We start from the raw sequence: 19,009 nt of genomic DNA, 5'->3' as shown, positions 1-19,009 counted from the left end.
GATGACGGCGGCCCCCGGACACCCCGCGCGCACGGTCCTCGCCTGCGGTGAGGTGCGCACCTGTCTGCTCCCGTCCCACCAGGCGCTGGACACCCGGGCCGCCGCCCAACTGCTCCGGCTGCGCGCCGACGAACCCGTCCGGGTGTCCGAGCGGCCCAGCATGTACGCCCGTTCCCCCGAGATCCTCACCGGCGTGGACTGCCGGCTGCCCGCGTCCAACGGCTCCAAGGTGCGGGGCGTCGGTACGGTGGCCGCCCGCGCGGCGCTGACCGAGGGCCGGGTCCTCCAGGCGACGGCGTACTTCAGTCTCCCCGCCACCGGGCCCGACGTGCGCCGCCCGTGGGGGCAGTACCTGGTCCGGCCCGGCCTGGTCGAACCCTTCGGCAAGCTGCCCCAACACGCCACCGCGGAAGGTGTGTTGAGGGGGGCGCGGCGCGGTGAGCTGGACCTCGGGATGATCGCCGAGGGGCTGCTGGCCGGACTTAGGCGGCACGCCCTGCTGGACCGGCGGGTCCCCTTCAAGTCGAGTCCCACCAGGCTGCGTTGGATCGCCCGCCGGGAATCCGACGGTGAGCGGGCGTCGCTGGTGAACTTCACCGTGGCCGAGGGCGGGCTGCGGACCATGGAGATACGGCTGCCGGAGCACATTCCGGCGGCATCGGCCGCGGGCATCTGTGAGGATCTCGCCCTGCACGACTGGCTTTTGACGACTGTTCAGCACATGCTTGACAACAGCAGGCTCGGTACGACGGACGGGCCTTCCGTGGTCGACACGTTGCATCCCGTCGTCGTACATCTGCTGCACCTGTGGATGCCGCGCGCACATGTGGACCCCGCACTGGGTCACCTGTGGGACGTGCTGGAGGAGAAACCTGGGTTCTCCCGGCAGTGGGAGAACCTGAGCCGGCGCATCCGGGACCGACTGGCCCTCCAGGCCGTGGCTACACCGCACCAGGCGCTCAGCGACGTGCGCTGAGGGGCGGTACCCGAACCAGACACCCGACGGGGGATGAGACATGAGTGGAGCGTCGTCATTAGGAGCAAGTAGCAACGGGCAAGTGGTGCCGCGTCCTGAGCAGCGCATGCCCAAGATGTTCTGGCGCATCGTCATCACCGCCGGGGCGGCGGGCGGGGCCTTCCTGCTCACCAGCATCCTGAGCGAGGACGACGGGAACATCTGGCAGTGGGTGGCGTCCATCGTCATCGGCAGCGCGGCGCTGATCGTGCAGTACCTGATCGACTTCGGCGAGCGGTTCGAGAAGGTCGACACCCGCTTCAACGAGATCCTCGCCGCGACGGAGCTGTTCAGTCAGGTCGATGGTTCGGTGCTGCGCTCCGACGAGGTGACCCGGCTGGTGCTCGGCTACACCAAGGTCCGTGAGCAGGGCGGCGACATCGTGCAGGCCTTCGCGGAGAAGGAGCTGGGCCGTCTCGCCAAGATGATGGAGGGGCTCGGCAGCGGAAGCGCGGACTGCCCCGGTGAGAACCACGAGTGGCTGATCGACATCACCGACTGCGTCAAGATGACCCTCGACGCCACCAGCACCTCGGTGGACCGGGAGTTCTGGAGGAGCGGGCCCGCCGAACGGTACCTCTCCGCGCAGGAGAAGGCGATCAAGAAGCGGGGCGTGGAGATCCGGCGCCTGTTCATCGTGCGGACCGAGGACGAGGTCACACCGGAGCTCCGGGCGCTGTGCGACGACCATCGACGGCGGGGCATCGACGCGCGTATCGCGGTGCGGGCGCTGATGGAGTCCAACCCCAGGGTGAGCGACTTCATCGTCTTCGACGGCGAACTCTGCCACGAGACGAAGCCGGACCAGGAGAACAACCCCGACAGCACGTTGCTGAGCACCGAGCCGGACCATATCGAGGACCACGTCACCCAGTTCACCGAGCTCTGGACGGAGGCGGAGCGTCAGCAGACGGCTCCACGGGTCACCTCAGAGACGTGAGGAACCTGTCCCAGGCCGGGGCGGAGATGAGGAGTACGGGGCTGTCCGGGGCCAGTTTGGAGTCCCGGACGGGGGTTGCGCCGGGGACTCCGTCGGCGACCTCGACGCACGACTCGCCGCCGCTGCCCCCGCTGTAGGTGCTCTTGCGCCAGCGGGCCTTGCTCAGGTCGTACTCCTGCATCGTCTGTAGTCCTCCGCCACCGACTCGATCAGTGCCAGGGACGCCTCCAACGACAGCGCGGCGCCCCTCAGGAGATCGTAATCCGCCTGTGTTCGCTTCACTACAGCCGGATCGTCCAACAGACTCCCCGAAAACACCCCCTTTGTATAGGCGGTTGGTGGGGCGTCCTCGAACTGCTTGAGGGTCATCATCTTGCCCATCTGAGGGTGGGCTCCCGCGGCGAACGGAAGTACCTGCACCAGCACCTTGCGCTGACGCAGCATCGTCGCCACGTGCTCCAACTGGGCCGCCATCACGGCAGAGCCACCTACTGGGATGCGCAGCACTGCCTCGTGCAGGATCGCCCAGTACATCGGCCTCGTGGCGTCTTTGAGGAGCCGCGCGCGTTCCTGGCGCAGCCCGACCATCTCCTCGATGTACCTGTCCGTCGCGAGCGGGTTGCTGGCGAGGTAGATGGCGCGTGCGTACTCAGGGGTTTGCAGGAGCCCGGGCACGACCGCCGGTGCCCAGTCGCAGATGGCCGTCGCCAGCCGCTCCAACTCCGCGGCGTGCGCGAAATACTCCGCGTACGGCTGCTCCTTGATGAGCTTTCGCCAAAGGCGCTCGAAAATACCGTCGGTTTGCAGGGTCTCGTCAATCCGCCTCGCTACATCAAGTTGCGGCTTTCGAATTGCCTGTTCGAACTGGCCGATGTATCCGCCGGAGACAAATACCCGGGAACCCAACTCCGCTTGAGTGATCCCGGCGTTCTCCCGGCGCCGTTTCAGTTCCGCCCCGAAGAACTCCCACGCCGCCTGACGCGAACCATTGGCCATGGCAACCCCCTTGCCCTGCACCGCACTTGTAGAGCACAGACTCCTGCCGAGTGTAGGCGTCGCAGGTCACCATGGAGATAGGAAGCGTGAAACCCAATGGGGAGGGGAGCAACGTGACGGCACGACACTCGGCGCGCTGCGTCGAAGAAGCGGAGGAAACGGTGAAGGAATTGCGGGCGGTGCTCCAGAAGGCAGGAATTACGCTGCCGACACTCCGGATCGATCCGGCGAGTCTTGCGCGTGAAGCCCCTTGCCCGCTCGTCGAATTGGGCCGTTGTTCCGTCGACACCGCGAAGCGCCTCGCGGCGGCACTGCGATGAAACCGCCGGTGGGGTCGTATGTCGTCGACACTCGTTCGGGTCGGATCGGCGTGGTGATGGGACACGAGGGGCCGTACGTCCAGCTGAGGCCGTACGGCGGCGGCAAGGAGTGGGACGCCGAGCCGGCGGCCGTACGGAACGCCACGCCCGCCGAACGGCTGCGCGCGGCGACGGCGTACGCGAACGCACGCAGCAGGGGCGAGGTTCCTTGACGTAGGGGCGGGCGCATAGGGTGCGGCGGCATGGCCTTGTGGAGATGGAGAAGGCGCGGTGTGAAGGCGGCCCGCCGCTACCCCGTGCCGCTCACCGTGCACCAGCTGTGGATGGTCGCGCTGAGCGCGCCGGTGAGCCGGGACCGGGGCGCCTCGCGGACCACGCTGTACCCGTACGCGCGGATCGACGACGACAGCGCCCGGCGCTGGCTGGCCGACCAGTGGGAGATCACCTCGCGGGCCCAGCTGGCCGGCCGGCTCGACGAGCTGAGCCGTACCGGCTACCGGGCCAGGGCCTACCGGCTCACCGGTGTCGCGCCGCTCGCCTGGGACGCCGCGCTGTACGTCGACCTCGCCCGCCGTGGCTTCGCCTGCGGGCTGATCGACGAGGGGGACGCGTGGACCGCGCTGAAGAACATCGTGCCGGCGGTGGTGGGGACGTACGGCTCCTGGCACGAGTACGCCGCCCACTACCTGCTCGGACGGAAGGTGTGGCGGGACGGGCTGCGCGGCGCGGAGGACTCCGGTGCCCCGGTGCCGCAGGAGGTCGCCGATGAGCATCTGCGCTCCCTGCTGAACCCGGAGAATCGTTCCAGCCCGTGGAACATGGCCCCCTGGGACGCCATCAGCCACCCCGACCGCCGCCGTACGAGAGAATGAACCCATGAGTCTGTTCCGCGACGACGGCATCGTGCTGCGCACCCAGAAGCTGGGGGAAGCGGACCGGATCATGCTGTGCTGTCCCGGGGGCCGCCCCCCGGACCCCCGGCCGGTGGCGTGTGGAGGTCGGCGATGAGTCTCTTCCGGGATGACGGCATCGTCTTGCGCACCCAGAAGCTGGGGGAAGCGGACCGGATCATCACGCTGCTCACTCGTGGGCACGGGCGGGTGCGGGCCGTGGCCCGGGGCGTGCGGCGGACCAAGTCGAAGTTCGGTGCCCGGCTGGAGCCGTTCTCGCATGTCGACGTGCAGTTCTTCGCGCGGGGGAGCGAGCTGATCGGGCGCGGACTGCCGTTGTGCACGCAGAGCGAGACCATCGCTCCGTACGGCGGCGGGATCGTCAGCGACTACACCCGCTACACCGCGGGCACGGCCATGCTGGAGACCGCCGAGCGGTTCACCGACCACGAGGGCGAGCCGGCGGTGCAGCAGTATCTGCTGCTGGTCGGCGCCCTGCGCACCCTCGCCCGCGGCGAGCACGCCCCGCACCTCATCCTCGACGCGTTCCTGCTCCGATCCCTCGCCGTCAACGGCTACGCCCCGACCTTCAGCGACTGCGCCAAGTGCGGAATGCCCGGACCGAACCGCTTCTTCTCGGTCGCCTCCGGGGGCTCGGTCTGTGTCGACTGCCGGGTGCCCGGTAGCGTCGTACCGTCGCCGCAGACCCTGGAACTGCTCGGAGCGCTGCTTACGGGAGACTGGGAGACGGCGGACGCCTGCGAGCCGCGGTACGTGCGGGAGGGCAGCGGGCTGGTGTCGGCCTATCTGCACTGGCACCTGGAGCGCGGGCTGCGATCGCTTCGGTACGTGGAAAAGTAAGGGAGACGACAAACACATGGCCGTGAGTGGGTTCCTGGGGCGCCGACGACGCGATTACAGGGCGCCGGAGCCGCACCCGTCGGGTGCCCGCGCGCCGAAGCTTCCGGGCGAGCTGATCCCGAAGCATGTGGCGATCGTCATGGACGGGAACGGCCGCTGGGCCAAGGAACGCGGTCTGCCGCGCACCGAGGGCCACAAGGTCGGCGCCGAGCGCGTGCTGGACGTCCTCCAGGGGGCCATCGAGATGGGCGTCGGCGCGATCTCGCTGTACGCCTTCTCCACCGAGAACTGGAAGCGCTCGCCCGACGAGGTGCGCTTCCTGATGAACTTCAACCGGGACTTCATCCGCAAGACCCGGGACCAGCTCGACGAGCTGGGGGTGCGGGTCCGCTGGGTCGGCCGGATGCCCAAGCTGTGGAAGTCGGTCGCCAGGGAGCTGGAGATCTCCCAGGAGCAGACCAAGGACAACGACAAGCTGACCTTGTACTTCTGCATGAACTACGGCGGCCGGGCCGAGATCGCGGACGCCGCGCAGGCCCTCGCGGAGGATGTGCGGGCCGGGCGGCTCGACCCGTCGAAGGTGACGGAGAAGACCTTCGCGAAGTACCTGTACTACCCGGACATGCCGGACGTGGATCTCTTCCTGCGGCCGAGCGGTGAGCAGCGCACCTCCAACTACCTGCTCTGGCAGAGCGCTTACGCCGAGATGGTCTTCCAGGACGTGCTGTGGCCGGACTTCGACCGGCGTGACCTGTGGCGTGCCTGCGTGGAGTTCGCCTCGCGCGACCGGCGGTTCGGCGGCGCGATCCCGAACGAGGAGCTGCTGGCGATGGAGGGCCGCCCGGAGGAGTGACCTGGTGGGTGCGCGAGGGGGTTCTCTCCCTCGCCGCCCCTACCCGTCCCACCCCCAGGGGCTCCGCCCCCACGCCGGTCCGGGCATTTCAGCCCGTCCGGCGTTTGAGGACGAGGCCCTTTCGGGGCCGGAGCGGGAGTCTGGGGGCGCAGCCCCCAGGGGACGGTCACCCCACCCACCCGCACGTTCAACGGCTCAGCCCGCGGCGCACTCCGCGCACGTACCGAAGATCTCCACCGTGTGCGCCACGTTCACGAAGCCGTGCTCGGCCGCGATGGCGTCCGCCCACTTCTCCACCGCCGGGCCCTCGACCTCGACCGCCTTGCCGCAGACGCGGCAGACGAGGTGGTGGTGGTGCTCGCCGGTCGAGCAGCGGCGGTACACCGACTCGCCGTCGGAGGTGCGCAGGACATCGACCTCGCCGGCGTCGGCGAGGGACTGGAGCGTGCGGTAGACCGTGGTGAGCCCGACCGAGTCGCCCTTGTGCTTGAGCATGTCGTGGAGTTCCTGCGCGCTGCGGAACTCGTCGACCTCGTCGAGGGCCGCCGCCACGGCGGCCCGCTGCCGGGTCGCGCGGCCCTTAACGGGCGGTCCAGCGGTCGTCACCGGTATGCCTCCTCACGTCTGCGCCTTGCCGGGCCATTGTGCCAGCCCGTGCTGTGCGCGGTCAGACGCTCACCTTTCCGTCGCTCTCCCTGCTGGCCGGAATCGCGCACTCCGCCGGGTCGCCCGAGGGGTGCGCGGCCGCCAGGGCGCGGGCCCTGCGCCGGGCCAGCGGGGTCGCCAGCGCGGTCAGTGCGATGAACGCGCCGATGGTGAGCAGCACGATCGTCGCGCCGGGCGGCACGTCCTGGTAGTACGAGGTGACGGTGCCGCCGATGGTCACCGTGACGCCGATCGCGACGGCGATGGCGAAGGTCGCCGCGAAGCTGCGGGTCAGCTGCTGGGCCGCCGCCACCGGCACCACCATGAGCGCGCTGACCAGCAGCAGGCCGACCACGCGCATGGCGACCGTCACGGTCACCGCCGCGGTGATCGCGGTCAGCAGGTTCAGGGCGCGCACCGGCAGGCCCGTGACCCGGGCGAACTCCTCGTCCTGGCTCACCGCGAACAGCTGGCGGCGCAGGCCCAGGGTGACCAGCACCACGAACGCGGCGAGCAGGATGATCGCCGTCACATCCGACTCGCTCACCGTGGACAGGGAGCCGAAGAGGTACGACGTCAGGTTGGCGTTGGAGCCGCCCGGCGCGAGGTTGATGAACATCACGCCGCCCGCCATGCCCCCGTAGAAGAGCATCGCGAGGGCGATGTCGCCTCGGGTCTTGCCGTACCAGCGGATCAGTTCCATCAGGACCGCGCCGAGCACGGAGACCAGCGTCGCCATCCACACCGGCGACCAGGAGAGCAGGAAGCCGAGGCCCACGCCGGTCATCGCGACATGGCCGATTCCGTCGCCCATCAGCGCCTGGCGGCGCTGGACGAGGTAGATGCCGACGGCGGGGGCGGTGATGCCGACCAGGACGGCGGCGAGCAGTGCCCGCTGCATGAAGTCGTAGTTCAGGAAGTCCATCAGCTCAGCAGTCCCGTCCGGATCGGTTCGGCGTCGTGAGCCGCGTGCGGGTGTACGTGGTCGTGGCCGGGCAGCGCGTGCTGGCCGACCGCCTTCGGCGGCGGGCCGTCGTGCAGCACACAGCCGTCGCGCAGGACGACCGCCCGGTCGATCAGCGGCTCCAGCGGGCCCAGCTCGTGCAGTACGAGCAGCACCGTCGCGCCCTGGGACACCTGCTCCCGGAGCGTGCGGGCGAGCACCTCCTGGCTGGCCAGGTCCACGCCGGCCATCGGCTCGTCCATGATCAGCAGTTCGGGCTCGGAGGCCAGGGCGCGGGCGATGAGCACCCGCTGGTGCTGGCCGCCGGAGAGGGCGTTCACCGAGTCCTTCACCCGGTCCGCCATGCCGACGAGCTCCAGGGCGCGGCGTACGGCCGCGTGGTCGGCCTTGCGGAAGACGCCGAAACGCGCGCGGGACAGCCGGCCCGAGGAGACGATCTCGCCGACCGTCGCGGGCACGCCACCGGCGGCCGTGGTGCGCTGCGGGACATAGCCCAGCCGCGCCCAGTCGCGGAACCGGGACCGCGGGGTGCCGAACAGCTCGACCTCGCCGGCGCTGACCGGTACCTGGCCGATGACGGTGCGTACGGCGGTCGACTTGCCGGAGCCGTTGGCGCCGAGCAGCGCGACGACCTCACCGCGCCGGACGGTGAGGTCGATGCCGCGCAGGACGGGGCGCGAGCCCAGCTCGGCGCGGACCTCGCGCAGCGATATGACGGGCTCGGTCATGCCGTCCTCCCTAGCGTTGATCATTTGGCTCCCAGGGCGGTCTCCAGGGCCGCGAGGTTGGCCTCCATGACCTGGAAGTAGTCGTCGCCCTTGGACTTGTCGGTGATGCCCTCCAGCGGATCGAGGACGTCGGTCTTGAGGCCGGCGTCGTCGGCGAGGGTCTTGGCGGTCTTGTTGGACACCAGGGTCTCGTAGAAGACGGTGGTGACGCCGTCGGCCTTGGCCTCGTCCCGCAGTTCCCTGATCCGGGCCGGGCTGGGCTCGCTCTCCGGGTCGACGCCGGAGATGGCCTCCTGGGTCAGGCCGTAGCGCTCGGCGAGGTAGCCGAAGGCGGCGTGGTTGGTGAAGAAGACCTTGCTCCTGGTGTTCTTCAGCCCGTCCGCGAACTCGGTGTTCAGCCCGTCGAGCTTCTTGACCAGCGCCTCGGTGTTCTTCTTGTAGTCGGCGGCGTGGTCCGGGTCCGCCTTCTCGAAGGCCGCGCCGACGCCCTTGGCGATCTCGGCGTACTTCACGGGGTCGAGCCAGACGTGCGGGTCGAGGCCGTGCGACTCCTCCTCGGAGTGGGCCTCGCCCTCGTGCTCGTGCTCGACGTCGCCGTGGTCCTCCAGCTTGGTCAGCGTGGCCGCGTCGATCTTCGTGTCGAGGCCGGCCTGGGCGATCGCCTCGTCGACGGACGGCTGGAGACCCTTGAGGTAGAGCGCCGCGTCGGACTCGTCCAGCTGCGCGGTCTGCTTGGCGCTGATCTCCAGGTCGTGCGGCTCCTGGCCGGGCTCGGTGAGGCTGGTGACCTTCACGTGGTCGCCGCCGATCTGCTCGGCGAGGAAGGCCATCGGGTAGAACGACGCGACGACGTCGAACTTGTCCGTGTTGCCGGCGGCCGAGCTGTCCGAGGAGCAGGCGGACAGCGCGCCGATGCCTACTGCGGTGACGGCCGCGAGGGCGATCCCGGATATGTGTGGTCGTCGTACGTTCATGACAGTCATTTTCAGCGAAAGTGGAAACGGTTGTCAACAAGCGTGAGGTGGTCCACAGAGGGCTACCGATTTGATTGAGGGGGAGCCCCCGCCGGTACCCTGAAGCATTCGCTGTGAAGCGCCTCGCTTCGTCGCCCGTCGTCGTAATGAAGAGAGCACCGTGGCCGCCGACAAGATCGACACCATCGTCAGCCTGAGCAAGCGCCGTGGCTTCGTATTCCCTTGCAGTGAGATCTACGGCGGCCAGCGCGCCGCCTGGGACTACGGGCCGCTGGGTGTCGAGCTCAAGGAGAACCTCAAGCGCCAGTGGTGGCGCTACATGGTGACGTCGCGCGAGGACGTGGTCGGTCTCGACTCGTCCGTGATCCTGGCCCCCGAGGTCTGGGTGGCCTCCGGCCACGTCGCCACTTTCACGGACCCGCTCACCGAGTGCACCTCCTGCCACAAGCGCTTCCGCGCCGACCACCTGGAAGAGGCGTACGAGGCCAAGAAGGGCCACCTCCCGGAGAACGGCCTGGCGGACATCAACTGCCCGAACTGCGGCAACAAGGGCCAGTTCACCGAGCCCAAGCAGTTCTCGGGTCTGCTCTCCACCCACCTCGGTCCGACCCAGGACAGCGGCTCGGTCGCCTACCTGCGTCCCGAGACCGCCCAGGGCATCTTCACCAACTTCGCCCTCGTGCAGACCGCCTCGCGCCGCAAGCCGCCGTTCGGCATCGCGCAGATGGGCAAGTCCTTCCGCAACGAGATCACGCCCGGCAACTTCATCTTCCGCACCCGCGAGTTCGAGCAGATGGAGATGGAGTTCTTCGTCAAGCCGGGCGAGGACGAGAAGTGGCAGGAGTACTGGATGGAGCAGCGCTGGAACTGGTACACCGGCCTGGGCCTGCGCGAGGAGAACATGCGGTGGTACGAGCACCCGAAGGAGAAGCTCTCCCACTACTCCAAGCGCACCGCCGACATCGAGTACCGCTTCCAGTTCGGCGGCAACGAGTGGGGTGAGCTGGAGGGTGTGGCCAACCGCACCGACTACGACCTCAACGCCCACTCCAAGGCCTCCGGCCAGGACCTCGCGTACTACGACCAGGAGGCCGGCGAGCGCTGGACCCCCTACGTCATCGAGCCCGCGGCCGGTGTCGGCCGGGCGATGCTGGCGTTCCTGCTCGACGCCTACGTCGAGGACGAGGCGCCGAACGCCAAGGGCAAGATGGAGAAGCGGACCGTGCTGCGCCTGGACCACCGTCTGGCGCCGGTGAAGGTGGCCGTGCTGCCGCTGTCCCGGAACCCGGAGCTCTCCCCGAAGGCCAAGGGTCTCGCCCAGGCGCTGCGCCAGAACTGGAACATCGAGTTCGACGACGCCGGCGCCATCGGCCGCCGCTACCGCCGCCAGGACGAGATCGGCACGCCGTACTGCGTGACCGTCGACTTCGACACCCTCGACGACAACGCCGTGACGGTCCGCGAGCGTGACTCGATGAAGCAGGAGCGGGTGTCCCTCGACCAGATCGAGGGCTACCTGGCGAGCCGGCTCGTCGGCTGCTAGGTCCCGCGGGCACCGACTGAGAAACCCCGGTTTCGTCACGGCCGTCGAGCGCCGCGACGGGATCGGGGTTTTTTGGTCCCGTAACCGGACCCGCGATTGGCCCTGTATGCGCAACCGGCGACCGCGGCAGGGTGGCGGCATGAGTCTCGCCTTCCTTCTCACCACCCTCGTCGTCGTCGCCACTCCCGGTACCGGTGTCGTCTACACCCTCGCCGCCGGTCTCTCCCGTGGCCGTCGGGCGAGTGTGGTCGCCGCTCTCGGTTGCACGCTCGGGATCGTGCCGCACATGGTGGCCACCGTGACCGGGGTGGCCGCGCTGCTGCACGCGAGTGCGGTCGCGTTCCAGGTGCTGAAGTACGCCGGTGTCGCGTACCTCCTCTACATGGCCTGGGCGACGCTCAGGGACAAGGAGGCCATCGCGGTGGACGAGGGTGCCGCGCCGGTCTCCTCGGGGCGGGTGATCGTGCGGGGTGTGCTGATCAACATCCTCAATCCGAAGCTGACGATGTTCTTCTTCGCCTTTCTGCCGCAGTTCGTGGACCCGGGCGAGGCACGCGCCGTGCCGCGGATGCTGGCGCTGAGCGGGGTGTTCATGCTCGCCACGTTCCTCGTCTTCGCGGCGTACGGCGTCCTCGCGGCCTCCGTCCGCAGCCAGGTCGTCTCCCGGCCCCGGGTGATGACCTGGCTGCGGCGGACCTTCGCGGGGTCGTTCGTGGCGCTGGGCGCGAAGCTGGCCGTCACCGCCCGCTAGAGCGCCGCCTGGGGCGCGGGCGTTCCAGGTGGACCAGGAGCGGCCGGCTGCCGAACAGGCTCAGTTGCCGCACCTGCACGGGGGCCAGGCCGACGGCCAGGGCGTGACCCAGCCCGCCCGCCTCGGGCAGCAGCACGATCGCGCGGCCCTCGTCGGTGAGGACCCGGGCGAGCTCGTGCCACCAGCGCTCCGGGTGCCCGGCGAGCCGCCCGGCCGCGTCGACCTGCGCTCCCCAGGGCGGGTTGCACAGCACACGGTCGACAGCGCGGTCGGCCAACGGGAGGGCGCCGGCGTCGCCGTGTCCGACGGTGACGGGGAGCGGTCCGGCGTTCCGCCGTGCCGCCTGGCAGGCGACCGGGTCGACGTCGAAGCCGAGCAGGGTGGTGCCGGGCACCGTGTGATGGGCCTCGATCAGCAGCGTTCCCGCGCCGCAGCACGGGTCCAACACCCGTTGCCCCGGCCGCAGTTCGGCCGCCTGGGCCATGGCGGCGGCGACCGGGGGATGGAGCGTCCCCGCGATCGTGGTGTTCTTGTAGGCACGCCGGTGCGCCGGGCGGTGTCCCAGGCGGAGCAGCAGACAGGCGTGGGTGCCGTCCAGCGTCAGCCGCCAGCCGCTGTGGCCGGGCGGGGGCGGATCGCCGTGCCGGCGGGTGTGGTACGGCAGCCCCGCGCGCTCGGCCAGGACCCGGCCGACGCCGTCCTCGATGTCGTAGCGGCTGTACGTCCTGCGTCCCAGGAACGACGCCGAGATCTCGACGCCCCCGCCGAAGCCGGGCGGGCCGCCGTGTGCCCGGCGCGCTCGGGCCAGGGCGTCCAGGTCGACGGCACGCGCCATCTCGGCCAGGGCGGCCAGGTCGCGCTTGTGCGGGCCGATGTCGTCCCGGCGGTGTGCCAGCAGGAAGACGTCGTCGGCGGTCCGCAGCCGAAGGTCGTGATGGTCGTCCGTCCGGAAACCCACCTCGCGGTGGCCGATCCGGTCGATGGTCGCGGAACCCGTCCGCAGAATCTCCGTGGCGAGCGCGGGCTCCAGCCCGCGTACGCATCGCGCCACCAAGAACACGCGCCGTGTGCGCATGATTCCGTCTTCTCCCACGTCGCAGCCCGGGACGGTGGAAGACCGTCCCGCGTCGTCGGCGCCGGGGTGATCCGCGTCGTGCCGACGGAGCGGCTAGCGGAGGTGGAAGAAGTACGTCATCGTCATGATCGAAAAAGCGTACCAGGGTGCCGGGTTCCGTGAGAGCCTTCGGTATGGCCGTCATCCACCACACCACCGTCACGCCGACCAAGCTGGAACTGCTCGCCACCTGGCTGCCCACTCGCCCTTGGTACGTCGGTGCCGGTGAACCCCGTCTCGCCAAGGCCGGCGGGTTCCGGCTGGACGATCCGCAGGGCGAGGTCGGGATCGAGTTCATGGTGACCACCGATGACGCCGGGCCCGAGCCGGTCGCGTACCTGGTGCCGCTGACCTATCGCGGCGCGCCCCTCGACGGCGCGGAGCACGCTCTCGTGGGGACCATGGAGCACGGGGTGCTGGGCCGCCGCTGGGCTTACGACGGCTGTCACGACCCGGTGCTTGCCGCCGAGTTGTGGGCCCTGATCGAGGGGCGGGCCGAGGCCCAGGCGCAGAGCGTGACCGACATGGTCGACCGGGAGGTCACCCGTTCCTACGCGGGCCCGGGCCTGCCGCCCGAGCAGGTCACGGCCCCCGTCGCGGAGGACTCACCGGACGGCACCCGCCTCCCCGCCCCGGACGGCACGACCCTCCACGTCCAGCGAACGCTGCGGCCCCTCCCGCAGGACGCGCCCCTCCTCCCCGAGGGAGCCGTCGGCCACTTCGGCGGCACCTGGCAACTCCCGGACGGCACCCGCGTGCAGGGGCTGTTCGGCGCGCTGTATGTGGGTGCGTGAGGTCGCGCTGTCGCTGCTGCGCCCGGACTTCTGAGGGGCGCCGCTCGCGGGGCTGAGGCGAGTACGTCATCCGCCGGTTCAGCGGGGAGCCTGAGGCGCGGCCTCACCTCCGGCGACCACCGGGGCTGTGGGCGACGGCCCGCCCGCCCCGCGTGCGCCCCGATGAGGTGCTGGACGCGGCGCCGCCCGGCATCCCGGGAGGTGGGCCGTGAAGGCGGGCAGGCGCCGCTGGTTCAGCGGGAGTCGGTGGTCAGCGGCCCTGTAGTGACCTGACATTGTCGCCGAAGGTCCAGTTCTTCGAGCCGTCCCAGTTGATCGACCAGGTCATCAGGCCCTTGAGCGCAGTGCCGTAGTGGCGCCAGGCCTGGGTGACGAGGGACGGTGACATGTAGCCGCCGCCCGCGCCGGACTGGGCGGGCAGGCCCGGTACCTGCTTGTCGTAGGGCACCTTGATGGTCGTGCCCTGCACTACGAGGCCCTTGTTGAGGCAGTCGGTCTGGGCGGTGAAGCCCTCGACGGTGCCGGCGGAGTAGGAGTCGCCGGAGCAGCCGTACATGCTGCCGTTGTAGTACTGCATGTTCAGCCACCACAGCCGGCCGTTGTCCGCGTACTTCTTGATGACCGGGAGATACGCGCCCCAGATCGAGCCGTAGACGACGCTGCCGCCGGTGACGTACGCCGTCTCCGGGGCCATGGTCAGGCCGAAGTTGGACGGCATCCGGGCGAGGATCCCGTCGATGATGCGGATCAGGTTGGCCTGGGACGTGGACAGTTGGGTGATGGTGCCGCTGCCGGTCAGGCCGGTCTCGATGTCTATGTCGATGCCGTCGAAGTTGTACCTCTGAAGGATCGGGACGATCGTCGCCACGAACCGGTCCGCCACGGCCGTCGAGTTGAGGTCGATGCCGGCCGTCGCGCCGCCGATGGACATCAGGATCGTCTGCCCGGACGCCTTAGCCGCGCACATCTCGGCCGGTGTCGCCACCTTCACCCCGGAGTCCATGCCGTCCTCCCACAGGGCCGTCCCGTCGGAGCGGATGACCGGGAACGCCGCGTTGATCACGTTGTAGCCGTGCGCGGCGATACGGGAGTCGGTGATCGGGGTCCAGCCGAAGGGCGGGTGGACGCCGTTCGCCGCGCCGTCCCAGTTCTCCCAGTAGCCCTGGAGGACCTTGCCGGACGGCTTGGACTTGACCGCGCAGGTGTCGGCGGCGGACGCGGGGGGTGCGGCGGGGAGCTGGGTGAGACAGGCGGTCGCCAGCGCGGCGGTGAGCAGGCTGAGGGCGCGGCGGAGCATACGGGCCTCCCGGTGGGGGGTGCGGTGAGGTGTCGTAGGCATGACATTGCTCGTGGTCCAGACCTCTCGTCAATAGGTCTGGACCAGTCTGGAGCAGTTCGTTGCCTGTGCCGCGTCGTCAACAGCGACCATGCAGTGACGAGTATGGACTGACAGATATTGAAATCTGTCAGCTGTTAGGGCAAGGTGGAGGCATGACGATGCGAACCCACTCCCTCGGAACCACCGGCCCCCAGGTCTCCGCCCTCGGCCTCGGCTGCATGGGCATGTCCGCGCTGTACGGCGACGCGGACCGGACCGAGTCGATCGCCACCGTCCACGCCGCCCTGGAAGCCGGCGTGACGCTGCTCGACACCGGCGACTTCTACGCCATGGGCCACAACGAGATGCTGATCGGCGAGGCCCTGCGCACGGCACCCGCGGGCCTGCGCGAACAGGCCCTGCTCAGCGTGAAGTTCGGCGCGCTGCGCGACCCGGCCGGCGGCTGGTCCGGGTACGACGGCCGCCCGGCCGCCGTGAAGAACTTCGCCGCCTACTCCCTCCAGCGCCTCGGCGTCGACCACATCGACGTCTACCGGATCGCGCGGCTCGACCCCGACGTACCGATCGAGGAGACCGTCGGCGCGATCTCGGAACTCATCGAGCAGGGATACGTCCGGCACGTGGGCCTCAGCGAGGTCGGCGCCGACACGATCCGCCGGGCCGCCGCCACCGCGCCGATCTCCGACCTCCAGATCGAGTACTCCCTGATCTCCCGCGGCATCGAGGAGTCCGTCCTGCCGACCACCCGTGAACTGGGCATCTCCATCACGGCGTACGGCGTCCTGTCCCGCGGGCTGATCTCCGGCCACTTCACCCGCGACCGGCAACTCGCCGCCAACGACTTCCGGTCCATGTCGCCCCGCTTCCAGGGCGAGAACCTCCAGCACAACCTGGACCTGGTCGACGCGCTGCGCAAGATCGCCGAACGCAAGGGCGTCTCCGTCGCCCAGATCGCCGTCGCCTGGGTGCTCGCACAGGGCGCACGGCACAACGACGACATCGTGCCGCTCGTCGGCGCCCGCACCCGCGAGCGGCTCACCGAGTCGCTGGGCGCGCTGGACGTCACCCTGGAGGCGGCCGACCTGGCCGAGATCGAGCAGGCGGTGCCGGCCGACGCGGCGGCGGGTGACCGCTACCCGGCCGCGCAGATGGCCCACCTGGGCACCAAGTGACGTCCGACCTGCCGGGTACGGTCTAGGGCATGTCACCGACGCCCCAGACCCTGACCGCCGAGCGCATCCTCGAAGCCACCGAGGAGGTGCTGCGCCGCCACGGCCCGGCCAAGGCCACCGTGGTCGACGTGGCCCGCGCGCTCGGCGTCAGCCATGGCAGCGTCTACCGGCACTTCCGCACGAAGGCGGCGCTGCGGGAGGCCGTGACGAAGAGGTGGCTGGACCGTACGACGGACGTGCTCGCGGCGATCGTCGCCGCCCCGGGCCTGGACCCCGAGACCCGGGTGCGCGAATGGCTCGCGGCGCTCTTCGCCGCCAAGCGCCGCAAGGCGTTCGACGACCCCGAACTCTTCGCCACGTACTCGGTGCTGACCACGGAGACCGCGGAGACCGTCGTCGGCGAGCACATCGCCGAACTCACCGGCCAGCTCACCGAGATCGTCCGCGCGGGCGCCGACGCCGGCGCCTTCACCGCCGAGGACCCGGCCACCACGGCCGTCGCCCTCTTCCGCGCTACGGACCGCTTCCACGACCCGCACTACGCGCGGGAGTGGGAACAGCCGGGTGTGGAGGGGGAGTTCGAGGTGGTCGTGGAGTTGCTGATACGAGGGTTGCGGGCCCGGGACTGAGCCGCCGGTCACCGAAGGTCCGGCTCTCCCGTCGTACGGCCGAGGTAGGTCACCGGGCCCGGGTCCGGGACCTCGATCTCATGGAAGCCGAGGCGGTCGTAGAACGCCCTGGCCGGGGTGTTGGCCGTGACCATGGAGAGATGGACGGCCGGCACCCCCTTGTCCCGCAGGGCCCCCAGCAGGGTGCCCATCAGCGCACGGCCGTGGCCCCGGCCCTGCCACGCCGGGAGCAGATCGATGTGCAGATGGGCCGGGTAGGCCGCGACCTCCGGGACCAGCATGCGCTCCGGGTCGTGCAGCAGACCGACCATCCGCTCGTCCGGGGTGGCTGGTGGGCCGGACGGCTCCGGGTGGCGGCCGGCGACCCGGGGGAGCCACTGCGCGCGGAAGGCCCGCACGAAGCGCGGGGTGTCGGCGGCGCCCAGGACGTAGCCGACCGCCCGGCCCGTCCCGTCGTCCAGGACGAACGCGAGATCGGGCTCCAGGACGACGTACGGCAGAGCGAAGGCCGCCGGGAAGACACCGGGATCCCGGTAGTGGGGACGGCTGTCACCGCCCTCGTGCGCCGTGCGGACGCAGACGTCCTCCACGGCCTCCCGGTCCTCGGGGCGGTACCGGCGGATGCGGGTCATCGGATACGGGCCATCGGGTTCGGGTGCCGGGTTCGGGTGCTGGGTGCGGTCATCGGTCGGGCTGGGAATCCGTCGGGTCCACCGTCGCCTGGTGGGCCTCCGACAGGTGCTCCTCCGCCTTGAGCCACGGCAGGAACTGGGCGTTCTTGCGCCAGCCGCAGGTGTCGCACCGGATCGTCCGCTGCGCGCCCTTGCGCTGTACTCGTACGACGTGCTCGCGCCCGTGGTGGTCCCAGCGGCTCACCTTGCTCGTGTTGATCTCCAGCATGACGCCTCCAGCGTCCCAGGACATCGAGTCTGCGTGCGCGCCCTCGCGCAGCAAGGAGTGTGCAGCAAGACCAACATCAACAGGGACTCTTTCCCGGCGAGTTGTCCAACCTGTGGCCACACCCTCACATCTCGATCAGCTGATGTTCCGCGGCAGACGCAGGCTGAGCAGGCCCGTCAGTGCCACACCGGCCAGCTGGACCAGCAGAGTTGTGATCAGCGCGTCGCGCATTCCGGCCCCCGGGACCAGGGAGAGGAACAGCGTGCCCAGGGTCGCCACACCCAGCGCCAGCGCCGACTGCTGGGTCGTGATCATCACCCCGCTGCCCACGCCCGCCCGGGCCGGCGGCACCTCGGACAGGATGATCCGGAAGACCACGGGGAGTTGGAGGGCCTGGCCCGCGCCGGCGATCGCGGCACCGGGGAGCAGTTCGAGCAGACCGAGCTGTGGCCAGGAACGCCACGCGGCCAGCGCGATCAGCGCCACGCCCACGCCCTGGACCACCGCGCCGGCGGTCACGACCCGGGTGCCGTACCGGGTCACCAGCCGGGGCCCGGCGAGGGAGACGCCGAAGAACGCCACCGCCATCGGGACCAGGGCCAGCCCCGCCTCGACCGGCCCATGGCCCGCCCCCTGCTGCAACGCCACCGCGATCACGAACATGAAGCCGCTGAAGCCGATCGAGAACGGCACGATCATCACCAGGCCACGCCGGAGGGACGTGAGCTCGAACAGGCTCGGCGGCACCAGCGGGGTACGGCCGCGCCGGTCCGCCCCGCGCTCCACCGCGTAGAACGCCGCGGCCACCAGCGGGAACGCCGTCAGCGACAGCCACGTCCACAGCGGCCAGCCCGCCGCCCGGCCCTCGGTGAGCGGGGCCAGCAGCGCGAGGAGGGCGGCGGCGAGCAGGACCGTGCCGGGGGCGTCGACCGGTTCCGGGTGCTGGGAACGGGTCTCCGGGACCGCGCGGGCGGCCAGGAACAGGCCGACGAGGACGACCGGCACGTTCACCAGGAACACCGAGCGCCAGCCGGTGCCCGCGATGTCCGCCGCGACGAGTACGCCGCCGAGGATCTGCCCGGCCACCATGGACAGTCCGGCGGTCGCGCCGTAGAGCCCCATGGCCTTCGCGCGGCGCTGACCGCTGGTCGCCGCCTGGATGGTGGCCAGCACCTGCGGCAGCATCGCCGCCGACGCCGCGCCCTGCGCGACCCGCGCCGCGACGAGCGTCCACGCGGTGGGCGCGAGCCCGCACGCCAGTGAGGTGAGCCCGAAGGCCGCCATGCCGCCGAGGAACAGGCGGCGCCGGCCGAAGAGGTCGCCGAGCCGCCCGCCGAGGACGAGCAGCACGGCGTACGCCAACCCGTAGCCCGCCACGACGAGTTCCAGCACGGCCTCGCTCGCCGCGAGGTCGTGGCCGATGGTGGGCAGGGCCACGTTGACGATGAAGAAGTCGATGAGGGGCAGTGCCGCCGCGAGCAGCACCGTGAAGAGGCCGAGGCCGCCGAGTGAAGGTGGGGCGTCGGTGGTCCGGGCCTTGAGCGCAGTGATGGTTTCGGTCACGCTGACGAGCCTGCGCCC

The 19,009-nt window shown here is 70.2% G+C and carries 24 protein-coding genes; 13 read left to right on the top strand and 11 right to left on the bottom strand.

Features of this window, described 5'->3' with window-relative positions; all coding sequences use genetic code 11:
- Position 1 precedes the first annotated feature (1 nt).
- Both ACIQWG_RS10525 and ACIQWG_RS10520 read left to right on the top strand, forming a co-directional pair.
- Positions 2–976 (top strand): SCO2521 family protein, encoded by a 975-nt coding sequence (locus ACIQWG_RS10525; RefSeq protein WP_404092922.1) that lies wholly within the window; start codon positions 2–4, stop codon positions 974–976.
- Between the two features lie 82 nt (positions 977–1,058).
- Entirely contained in the window at positions 1,059–1,955 is an 897-nt protein-coding gene (locus ACIQWG_RS10520) for a DUF6879 family protein (protein WP_404092919.1), read from the top strand.
- Here ACIQWG_RS10520 and ACIQWG_RS10515 read toward each other — a convergent pair.
- Positions 1,939–2,136, bottom strand: coding sequence for a DUF397 domain-containing protein (locus ACIQWG_RS10515; protein WP_404092916.1), 198 nt, complete (start codon positions 2,134–2,136; stop codon positions 1,939–1,941). The two genes, ACIQWG_RS10520 and ACIQWG_RS10515, sit on opposite strands and share 17 nt — an antisense overlap.
- On the bottom strand, positions 2,118–2,951 hold the full coding sequence (locus ACIQWG_RS10510; protein WP_404092914.1) for a helix-turn-helix domain-containing protein: 834 nt from the start codon (positions 2,949–2,951) through the stop codon (positions 2,118–2,120). The genes ACIQWG_RS10515 and ACIQWG_RS10510 overlap by 19 nt, the downstream gene beginning before the upstream one ends.
- Before the next feature lie 113 nt (positions 2,952–3,064).
- Between ACIQWG_RS10510 and ACIQWG_RS10505 the strand changes: the two genes are divergently transcribed.
- From ACIQWG_RS10505 to ACIQWG_RS10480, 6 genes are read left to right on the top strand one after another with little or no spacing between them, the layout of a single operon-like run.
- A complete protein-coding gene (locus ACIQWG_RS10505) occupies positions 3,065–3,271 on the top strand; it encodes a hypothetical protein (RefSeq protein ID WP_404092911.1) in 207 nt (68 codons plus the stop codon).
- Positions 3,268–3,483: a hypothetical protein gene (locus ACIQWG_RS10500; protein WP_404092910.1), complete on the top strand. Its 216-nt coding sequence runs from the start codon at positions 3,268–3,270 to the stop codon at positions 3,481–3,483. The genes ACIQWG_RS10505 and ACIQWG_RS10500 overlap by 4 nt, the downstream gene beginning before the upstream one ends.
- A gap of 30 nt (positions 3,484–3,513) precedes the next feature.
- The gene (locus ACIQWG_RS10495; protein ID WP_404092908.1) at positions 3,514–4,143 is read left to right on the top strand and encodes a DUF1266 domain-containing protein; all 630 of its coding nucleotides are present in this window, start codon (positions 3,514–3,516) and stop codon (positions 4,141–4,143) included.
- Positions 4,144–4,147: 4 nt separating this feature from the next.
- The gene (locus tag ACIQWG_RS10490) at positions 4,148–4,279 is read left to right on the top strand and encodes a hypothetical protein (RefSeq protein ID WP_404092905.1); all 132 of its coding nucleotides are present in this window, start codon (positions 4,148–4,150) and stop codon (positions 4,277–4,279) included.
- On the top strand, positions 4,276–5,022 hold the full coding sequence (gene recO, locus ACIQWG_RS10485; protein ID WP_404092903.1) for a DNA repair protein RecO: 747 nt from the start codon (positions 4,276–4,278) through the stop codon (positions 5,020–5,022). The genes ACIQWG_RS10490 and recO overlap by 4 nt, the downstream gene beginning before the upstream one ends.
- 16 nt (positions 5,023–5,038) lie before the next feature.
- Positions 5,039–5,875, top strand: a complete 837-nt coding sequence (locus ACIQWG_RS10480; protein WP_404092901.1) for an isoprenyl transferase — start codon at positions 5,039–5,041, stop codon at positions 5,873–5,875.
- A 195-nt stretch (positions 5,876–6,070) separates the two neighbouring features.
- Here the strand turns inward: ACIQWG_RS10480 and ACIQWG_RS10475 are convergent, their stop codons facing one another.
- The 4 genes from ACIQWG_RS10475 to ACIQWG_RS10460 form a co-directional block, all read right to left on the bottom strand.
- The gene (locus tag ACIQWG_RS10475; protein ID WP_404092899.1) at positions 6,071–6,481 is read right to left on the bottom strand and encodes a Fur family transcriptional regulator; all 411 of its coding nucleotides are present in this window, start codon (positions 6,479–6,481) and stop codon (positions 6,071–6,073) included.
- Positions 6,482–6,542: 61 nt separating this feature from the next.
- Positions 6,543–7,445, bottom strand: a complete 903-nt coding sequence (locus ACIQWG_RS10470) for a metal ABC transporter permease (protein WP_404092897.1) — start codon at positions 7,443–7,445, stop codon at positions 6,543–6,545.
- Positions 7,445–8,212: a metal ABC transporter ATP-binding protein gene (locus ACIQWG_RS10465; RefSeq protein WP_404092895.1), complete on the bottom strand. Its 768-nt coding sequence runs from the start codon at positions 8,210–8,212 to the stop codon at positions 7,445–7,447. Before ACIQWG_RS10465 ends, ACIQWG_RS10470 begins: the two co-directional genes overlap by 1 nt.
- Before the next feature lie 20 nt (positions 8,213–8,232).
- The gene (locus ACIQWG_RS10460; protein WP_404092894.1) at positions 8,233–9,186 is read right to left on the bottom strand and encodes a zinc ABC transporter substrate-binding protein; all 954 of its coding nucleotides are present in this window, start codon (positions 9,184–9,186) and stop codon (positions 8,233–8,235) included.
- Between the two features lie 160 nt (positions 9,187–9,346).
- On the opposite strand from ACIQWG_RS10460, the gene ACIQWG_RS10455 reads away from it, so the two are divergent.
- Together ACIQWG_RS10455 and ACIQWG_RS10450 are read left to right on the top strand one after the other, a co-directional pair.
- Complete coding sequence (locus ACIQWG_RS10455) at positions 9,347–10,729, top strand: glycine--tRNA ligase (protein ID WP_404092891.1); 1,383 nt, start codon at positions 9,347–9,349, stop codon at positions 10,727–10,729.
- Positions 10,730–10,868: 139 nt separating this feature from the next.
- The gene (locus ACIQWG_RS10450) at positions 10,869–11,480 is read left to right on the top strand and encodes a LysE family translocator (protein ID WP_404092888.1); all 612 of its coding nucleotides are present in this window, start codon (positions 10,869–10,871) and stop codon (positions 11,478–11,480) included.
- Here the strand turns inward: ACIQWG_RS10450 and ACIQWG_RS10445 are convergent.
- Complete coding sequence (locus ACIQWG_RS10445) at positions 11,467–12,555, bottom strand: methyltransferase domain-containing protein (RefSeq protein WP_404092887.1); 1,089 nt, start codon at positions 12,553–12,555, stop codon at positions 11,467–11,469. The two genes, ACIQWG_RS10450 and ACIQWG_RS10445, sit on opposite strands and share 14 nt — an antisense overlap.
- A gap of 173 nt (positions 12,556–12,728) precedes the next feature.
- Between ACIQWG_RS10445 and ACIQWG_RS10440 the strand changes: the two genes are divergently transcribed.
- A complete protein-coding gene (locus ACIQWG_RS10440) occupies positions 12,729–13,388 on the top strand; it encodes a 1,4-alpha-glucan branching protein (RefSeq protein WP_404093553.1) in 660 nt (219 codons plus the stop codon).
- A gap of 250 nt (positions 13,389–13,638) precedes the next feature.
- Here ACIQWG_RS10440 and ACIQWG_RS10435 read toward each other — a convergent pair whose 3' ends face one another.
- Positions 13,639–14,685, bottom strand: a complete 1,047-nt coding sequence (locus ACIQWG_RS10435; RefSeq protein ID WP_404092885.1) for a chitinase — start codon at positions 14,683–14,685, stop codon at positions 13,639–13,641.
- Positions 14,686–14,879: 194 nt separating this feature from the next.
- On the opposite strand from ACIQWG_RS10435, the gene ACIQWG_RS10430 reads away from it, so the two are divergent.
- Together ACIQWG_RS10430 and ACIQWG_RS10425 are read left to right on the top strand one after the other, a co-directional pair.
- Positions 14,880–15,899, top strand: coding sequence for an aldo/keto reductase (locus tag ACIQWG_RS10430; RefSeq protein WP_404092883.1), 1,020 nt, complete (start codon positions 14,880–14,882; stop codon positions 15,897–15,899).
- 29 nt (positions 15,900–15,928) lie between these two features.
- Positions 15,929–16,528: a TetR family transcriptional regulator gene (locus tag ACIQWG_RS10425; RefSeq protein WP_404092880.1), complete on the top strand. Its 600-nt coding sequence runs from the start codon at positions 15,929–15,931 to the stop codon at positions 16,526–16,528.
- Positions 16,529–16,536: 8 nt separating this feature from the next.
- Here ACIQWG_RS10425 and ACIQWG_RS10420 read toward each other — a convergent pair whose 3' ends face one another.
- From ACIQWG_RS10420 to ACIQWG_RS10410, 3 genes are all read right to left on the bottom strand, one after another.
- On the bottom strand, positions 16,537–17,160 hold the full coding sequence (locus ACIQWG_RS10420) for a GNAT family N-acetyltransferase (RefSeq protein WP_404092877.1): 624 nt from the start codon (positions 17,158–17,160) through the stop codon (positions 16,537–16,539).
- Between the two features lie 49 nt (positions 17,161–17,209).
- A complete protein-coding gene (locus ACIQWG_RS10415) occupies positions 17,210–17,428 on the bottom strand; it encodes a hypothetical protein (protein ID WP_404093551.1) in 219 nt (72 codons plus the stop codon).
- A 135-nt stretch (positions 17,429–17,563) separates the two neighbouring features.
- Positions 17,564–18,991 (bottom strand): MFS transporter, encoded by a 1,428-nt coding sequence (locus ACIQWG_RS10410; RefSeq protein ID WP_404092875.1) that lies wholly within the window; start codon positions 18,989–18,991, stop codon positions 17,564–17,566.
- Positions 18,992–19,009 lie beyond the last annotated feature (18 nt).

It is taken from the genome of Streptomyces sp. NPDC098781 (assembly GCF_044759995.1).
In the GTDB taxonomy this organism is placed as follows: Bacteria; Actinomycetota; Actinomycetes; order Streptomycetales; family Streptomycetaceae; genus Streptomyces.
Note: the sequence above shows the minus strand (reverse complement) of the source record. Positions and strands in the feature narration are given on the sequence as shown.

What these genes read in the sequence shown, in the direction of transcription:
- ACIQWG_RS10525 (WP_404092922.1), top strand. Translation starts at nt 2, where the DNA reads ATGACGGCGGCCCCCGGACACCCCGCGCGCACGGTCCTCGCCTGCGGT.
- ACIQWG_RS10515 (WP_404092916.1), bottom strand. Translation starts at nt 2,136, where the DNA reads ATGCAGGAGTACGACCTGAGCAAGGCCCGCTGGCGCAAGAGCACCTAC.
- ACIQWG_RS10510 (WP_404092914.1), bottom strand. Translation starts at nt 2,951, where the DNA reads ATGGCCAATGGTTCGCGTCAGGCGGCGTGGGAGTTCTTCGGGGCGGAA.
- recO (WP_404092903.1), top strand. Translation starts at nt 4,276, where the DNA reads ATGAGTCTCTTCCGGGATGACGGCATCGTCTTGCGCACCCAGAAGCTG.
- ACIQWG_RS10445 (WP_404092887.1), bottom strand. Translation starts at nt 12,555, where the DNA reads ATGCGCACACGGCGCGTGTTCTTGGTGGCGCGATGCGTACGCGGGCTG.
- ACIQWG_RS10465 (WP_404092895.1), bottom strand. Translation starts at nt 8,212, where the DNA reads ATGACCGAGCCCGTCATATCGCTGCGCGAGGTCCGCGCCGAGCTGGGC.
- ACIQWG_RS10500 (WP_404092910.1), top strand. Translation starts at nt 3,268, where the DNA reads ATGAAACCGCCGGTGGGGTCGTATGTCGTCGACACTCGTTCGGGTCGG.
- ACIQWG_RS10470 (WP_404092897.1), bottom strand. Translation starts at nt 7,445, where the DNA reads ATGGACTTCCTGAACTACGACTTCATGCAGCGGGCACTGCTCGCCGCC.
- ACIQWG_RS10415 (WP_404093551.1), bottom strand. Translation starts at nt 17,428, where the DNA reads ATGCTGGAGATCAACACGAGCAAGGTGAGCCGCTGGGACCACCACGGG.
- ACIQWG_RS10480 (WP_404092901.1), top strand. Translation starts at nt 5,039, where the DNA reads ATGGCCGTGAGTGGGTTCCTGGGGCGCCGACGACGCGATTACAGGGCG.
- ACIQWG_RS10460 (WP_404092894.1), bottom strand. Translation starts at nt 9,186, where the DNA reads ATGAACGTACGACGACCACACATATCCGGGATCGCCCTCGCGGCCGTC.
- ACIQWG_RS10440 (WP_404093553.1), top strand. Translation starts at nt 12,729, where the DNA reads ATGGCCGTCATCCACCACACCACCGTCACGCCGACCAAGCTGGAACTG.
- ACIQWG_RS10425 (WP_404092880.1), top strand. Translation starts at nt 15,929, where the DNA reads ATGTCACCGACGCCCCAGACCCTGACCGCCGAGCGCATCCTCGAAGCC.
- ACIQWG_RS10450 (WP_404092888.1), top strand. Translation starts at nt 10,869, where the DNA reads ATGAGTCTCGCCTTCCTTCTCACCACCCTCGTCGTCGTCGCCACTCCC.
- ACIQWG_RS10430 (WP_404092883.1), top strand. Translation starts at nt 14,880, where the DNA reads ATGACGATGCGAACCCACTCCCTCGGAACCACCGGCCCCCAGGTCTCC.
- ACIQWG_RS10435 (WP_404092885.1), bottom strand. Translation starts at nt 14,685, where the DNA reads ATGCTCCGCCGCGCCCTCAGCCTGCTCACCGCCGCGCTGGCGACCGCC.
- ACIQWG_RS10495 (WP_404092908.1), top strand. Translation starts at nt 3,514, where the DNA reads ATGGCCTTGTGGAGATGGAGAAGGCGCGGTGTGAAGGCGGCCCGCCGC.
- ACIQWG_RS10420 (WP_404092877.1), bottom strand. Translation starts at nt 17,160, where the DNA reads ATGACCCGCATCCGCCGGTACCGCCCCGAGGACCGGGAGGCCGTGGAG.
- ACIQWG_RS10490 (WP_404092905.1), top strand. Translation starts at nt 4,148, where the DNA reads ATGAGTCTGTTCCGCGACGACGGCATCGTGCTGCGCACCCAGAAGCTG.